The following is a 5576-nucleotide window of genomic DNA, read 5'->3' as shown; positions in this document are numbered from 1 at the left end:
TTGAAGTGAAGCAGCAGAGTGTCTTGTTTTGAAACAATTTCAATGTGTAATAGATTTTCTAATGCATATTGCGGGTTAAACTCCGGAATACCTGTCCGGTTTAAATCGGAATGGGTGTCCGTTTTGCTCCGGATTTTGCACTTGATAGATAGTGTTGCAAGGATAGAAAAAACTACTTCTATTACAAATCCATTCCTGCTCCGTTATCTTTTAACCATTGCACAAGTCTATCATAATTCGGAATTACTTTATCTATTTCATTCCAAAAGGCTTGCGTGTGATTGTTGTGGATTAAGTGAACCAGTTCATGCACAACAATGTAATTAAGTACATCAATTGGAGCCATGGCACATTTCCAATGAAAATTCAAATTGCCCTTGGTGCTGCATGATGCCCAACGATGTTGAAGCTCCATAACTTTCACATCATTGGGATTGACACCAATTTGACCTTTATAACGGGCTAAGATTGGATGTAGCTTTTCATTCAGCTTTTCTTTATAAAATTCGACAAATAACTCCTTTGCTTTATCTTGAAACTGTTTGGGCAACAAAAATCTTCCATTTTTTAGAACCAGTTTTTTATCACCTTCATTTACCAATGAAAGGCGATAGTTACGTCCTAAATAAAGGAATGATTGACCATTAACATACTCGCGGTTAGTTTTTTTATCATTAAGCTGCTCCCATTCTGCTAGATTTTTGTGAATTTGATATTCCTTTGATTTTAATACATCCATTAACTCACCCTCAGAAATATTTTCTGGCACTCTTGCAGAAACGGAACCATCTCTTTCGATAAAAATACTGATGGTCTTTCTTTTGCTCTTTATTATTTTTATATCTATACCTGAAACAATCATTCCTCTCCAGTTAATTCCTGATGCCTAAGCTTTGCTAGGTTCATTACTTCAATACTAATCTTCGCATGCTTATCTGATATAGCATCAACTTCAAAGAAATCCAGCATGTCATCTAATTCTCCTTGTAGTTTTCTTATTTCCGAATCTCTGCTTTTCCAAAAGTTTGGCTTGCTAATAGCATCCTTTAATAATTCCACAACTTCACTTACCAATCTTTTAACGGCTTCTTTGTCTTCATCAGAGATTTTATCATCCCCAAAGGCATTCATAATTATGATATCATAGAATGGAAGTTGCTGCTCTGTTAAGCCTGACTCTTTAGCTTCTTCTTGTCTGCCTTTTGCAAGGTCATCTCTCATTCGGTCAAATTCTTCAACTATGGTATCCCAGTTACCTTTATAACGCTCTAATATTTCCTCCATTCGTTGTAAGAAACGTTTATATAAACCGGGGTCTTTTTCCATATTCACCTTAATGTGCCTACGGATAGCATGTTCCATCTCTGAAGCCTTTGACTTGGAGTTTTTACCAAACTTATCAACCTCTTTCGGAAAATCATCAGATAATAGACTTACAGGTGGAATCTTACTGTTGATACTTAGTGTTTCTAAGTATTTATCAATCATTTTTCGAACCTTAGCTTTTGCCCATTTTAAATCCAAAGTAGCATCCTTATAACGGTTTCGCATTCGAATAAGAAGATAACCAAACCGTTTTGCCGGGATGTAGTACTCTTTAGCTGTATCCGTATTGAAAAGCAAATCAAGGCTATCAAAAAAGGCTTTTAAATAAGTGTCAAATTGTGCTCTGAAAAGAATGTCGCTGGCTAATTCAATACAACTCTCGGCAAGATTGAATTCTTCATCTTTGTCGGGCATTTTTTGCTCAACAAAAGCCTTGAATTTACCAATGCCTCTATCTTCAAAAAGCTGAATTAGTCTGTTGTATCTGGCTTCTAATACCGGAATTTCCTTGTTTATATTCCTAAAGTATTCCAATAGCTCTTTGATATCCTTTTCATCTTCGGCTCCCCAAATATTTAATGCATCTTTTAGGTGATTAGAAACTCCATAATAATCAACCAATATACCATGCGATTTCTCACCTTTAGTTCTGTTAACCCTTGCAATGGCTTGAAGTAAGTCATGCTCTCGAATATTTTTATCGAGATACATTACTTGTGCAATTGGTGCATCAAACCCGGTTAATAATCGGTCACATACACATAAAAAAGCTACCCCTGTTTCCGGTTTTAAATAATTCCCATATTCATCAGTTGAAAAATCAAAATCTTTCTTAAAGTTATCAACTGCATTTAGTTCTTTAGCCTTCTTACGTACGGCACTTATGTATGCTTCTTCATTATTATCCTGCTTAGTAACAACGGTACAAGCATCAATAAAGCCAATTTGCTTAATGAGCTCTTCATCAGGTTCTGGTTTGCTTTTTTCAAGCTCAAGCCGTTTTTGAACAGCCTCGGCTATTAGATATTGATATCTTGCTGCTGCCAATACGGAACTAGCTACAACCATAGCCTTATAACCATTAGGAAGAATTTCATCAACATAATGGTTTACCAAGTCGGTTGCAATGTCACGCAAGCGATCCATACTTTCAAGGTAAGCTTGCATGGTTCCATATCGCCTTTGTATTTCCTCTCTTTCTTCCTTGGTTCGCTCACGAAATTCATCTTCAAATGCCCGGTCAAATTCCTCCTTATCTACTATTTTATCTTTTGTTGTTTTGCCTTGATAGATGATATCTAAAGTAGCTCTGTCATCGACTGCTTGCCTGATTTTGTATGTGTCAATAAACTCGCTTGTCCCTCCAAAGCGTTCATGAGTTTTCTTTTTGTGCCTATCTGTTAGTAAAGGAGTACCGGTAAATCCGACAAATGCTGCATGTGGAAATCCTGTAAATAAATTATCTCCCATTTCTCCTCCTTGAGACCTATGAGCTTCGTCAATTAAAACCAAAATTCTGTCCGATGGATTCACAACATCGAAAGGTTTAAATTCAGGAACAACACCTTCGTCAACAAAGGCTTTCATCAATGCCTTTGAATGTCCTATTTCCTCTTGCACAAGCTTATGAATCATTAGCATATTCAGGTTAGAAGAATCGTTTGATAACTTCTTATAAAGCTCCTTCCGACTGCTTACAATATATTCTTTCTTAAATTCATTGGTTAAATATGCATCATCTGACAATTGTGTTTGCAAATCTTTACGGTCGACACACATAATTACCTTATAATCTTTAAGGTCTGACAGCGATCGTAGTTTTCTTATTAGGAATATCATGGTAAGAGATTTGCCGGAACCTTGGGTGTGCCATACCACTCCTGAGCGCTCTTTACCGGAGGTACCTTCACGCAATCGTTCAATAATTTTACCTACAGCTCTGTATTGTTGGTAGCGGCAGATAATTTTGGCTGTAAAGCCACTATCGAAGGTTTTGTAAAGTGTAAAATGTTGCAATATATCAAGCAGTATTTCTTTATTCAGCATGCCGTGGGTCATTACTTCCTGACGAACCTCCGGCTCTCTTTCAATACCAAAATTTCCATATCGTACCTGCTCTTCCGCTACATAGCTGCAAATATCAATGGTTTTATATTCTTTCGGAAATATATCTTTCCAGTTCAGGTAATATTCAAAATCGCCGGTAATAGTACCACAGCGTGCCTCTATACCGTGTGTAACCACCGAAAACAGGTTGTAATGAAATAAGCGTTCTTCACCTTCTTTAAAGCCGAAGTCGTCGCCACGGGTATTGGCATAACGCTGAATTTGCGTAACCGCATCGGAAAGCGGGTCGCTTACATCTACATCTTTACACTCAATAACTATTATTGGCAGGCCGTTTAAGAACAAAACAATGTCGGGTATTATACCTTCTCGTGGGCCACCGGGAGTAATTACCCTAAATTGATTAATGGCTATAAAACTGTTGTTATTCCAGTTTTTAAAGTCAATTAGTTTGACTAATACATTGGTGTCACCTGTAACCTCATTTTTAGGTACTGTTGTTTTTGTTTTGCCTATTAAACGCTCAAAAACCTGTGTATTAGCTTCCAGTAATGATAAAGCACCTCTTTCTGTTGAAGTGATTTCATCATGTAAATCATCTAGCTGCTTGTCGCTTAGCCATTCGGAGCCGTCAACTTTATTAATACGCTTTACAGATTCTTTAAAAACTTCTTTTAAAGTGATTTCTTTAAAGTTACTTCTGTAACTTTTACCGGGGTCTTGTGGAATACCAAAGCCATGTTCAACGATATCCCAACCTAATGAGTGAAGTTTTTCTAAAAAGGGTTTTTCAACGTTTTTGTATTCAGCCATGGTTTACTCGTTTATATTTAGGTATTTTTTTAAACAATCGATCATATACTTCTGGTGTTGAGAAGCAAGATCGTCATTCCACATATCTTTTTCATAAATTAAATCCATTTTTAATGAATCCAATTTATAGCTATTGTTGTTTTTGAAACGCTGCCTTTTTTCGTTATATGGTAAATTACTGTACTCTGAATTTATACTTCTGGATACCAATGCTAAATTGCCAAAAGTATTTAGTACAGATGCCGAAACACGGTTTTTATCTGTTTCTTTTGGGTGTTGCGGAGATATATGCTCTACTGAGTTCTTTGCAGTCATTCTAAATTTTCTCCAGCGCTCATCTTTGTCTTTGTGTAAAGACCACAAAACAAATTCAAGCTTATAAAACCAGTAATGCAGAAAATCAACTCCCAAACTTTTATTTAAGTCCTCGAAGTTTACAACCGAAACTTTTAAATCATCACCGTTTTCAATGATATACGCCATATATTATTTTTACTTCCTATTTAATGTATTAGATTACAAGATGCTCAAGATTCTTATATTAGACTATCTTATCCATCTTAAAAAATCCTGTTCAGACATTCTTCAATTCCTTATTGAACACCCTTTTAAAATCTAAGCGCTCACTTCCAAAATTTATAAGCAAACCATCGGCTATATTATATGCTTCGCAGTAATTTATGGCTTGTGCTTTGTGTACCGGTTCCAACTTCTCAATGGCTTTAATCTCTACCATTACACAATCTTCCACAAAAAAATCGACGCGTCGGGTTCCTACATTTTTTCCTTTGTAGGTAAGCGACATTTCCATTTCGCGTTGAAAGCTTAGCCCCTGCAAACCAAACTCAATGACCAATGCCCGCTGGTATATCACTTCCTGAAAACCATTGCCCATTTGGTTATGCACTTCCATGGCACAACCAATAATTTTGTGGGTTAGCTGGTCTATTTGTTCCTTGGTGTATTTCATACTGCGTATTATTGTCTTGAACACGATGCGTAAGATTACAAGATGTTCAAGATGTATTTATTTGATATCTAAACTGTATTTTATCTTATCTCTTAATTTCATATTTCAAGTCTTAATCATTTTATCTATCAAACAGCTCCTATTGTACAGTTACTCTTTTGCCAATCATTGTCTTGAACACGATGCGTAAGATTATAAGATGCTTTTTTTACATACAATATTGCTCATTTCCTATCTTAGTCTATCTTATCCATCTTAATGTACGGTTACTCTTTTGCCAATCATTGTCTTGAACACGATGCGCAAGATTACAAGATGCATAAGATGCTTTTTTTACATACAATATTGCTCATTTCCTATCTTAGTCTATCTTAGCCATCTTAATGTACGGTTACTCTTT

General features: G+C 36.1%; 4 protein-coding genes. All 4 read right to left on the bottom strand.

The genetic code is table 11. From position 1 onward, the window contains the following. Positions 1 to 181: 181 nt before the first annotated feature. Positions 182 to 862, bottom strand: a complete 681-nt coding sequence (locus tag ACRD64_RS24845; RefSeq protein WP_430937270.1) for a M48 family metallopeptidase — start codon at positions 860 to 862, stop codon at positions 182 to 184. Then, on the bottom strand, positions 859 to 4206 hold the full coding sequence (locus ACRD64_RS24840) for a type I restriction endonuclease subunit R (protein ID WP_430937268.1): 3348 nt from the start codon (positions 4204 to 4206) through the stop codon (positions 859 to 861). Before ACRD64_RS24840 ends, ACRD64_RS24845 begins: the two co-directional genes overlap by 4 nt. A gap of 3 nt (positions 4207 to 4209) precedes the next feature. Continuing rightward, positions 4210 to 4689: an HNH endonuclease family protein gene (locus tag ACRD64_RS24835; protein ID WP_430937266.1), complete on the bottom strand. Its 480-nt coding sequence runs from the start codon at positions 4687 to 4689 to the stop codon at positions 4210 to 4212. A 91-nt stretch (positions 4690 to 4780) separates the two neighbouring features. Then, positions 4781 to 5176: a GxxExxY protein gene (locus ACRD64_RS24830; protein WP_430937264.1), complete on the bottom strand. Its 396-nt coding sequence runs from the start codon at positions 5174 to 5176 to the stop codon at positions 4781 to 4783. Positions 5177 to 5576 lie beyond the last annotated feature (400 nt).

The organism is Saccharicrinis sp. 156, assembly GCF_050589685.1.
Taxonomy (GTDB): Bacteria; Bacteroidota; Bacteroidia; order Bacteroidales; family Marinilabiliaceae; genus Saccharicrinis.
This window is presented reverse-complemented; position numbering and strand designations above follow the sequence as displayed.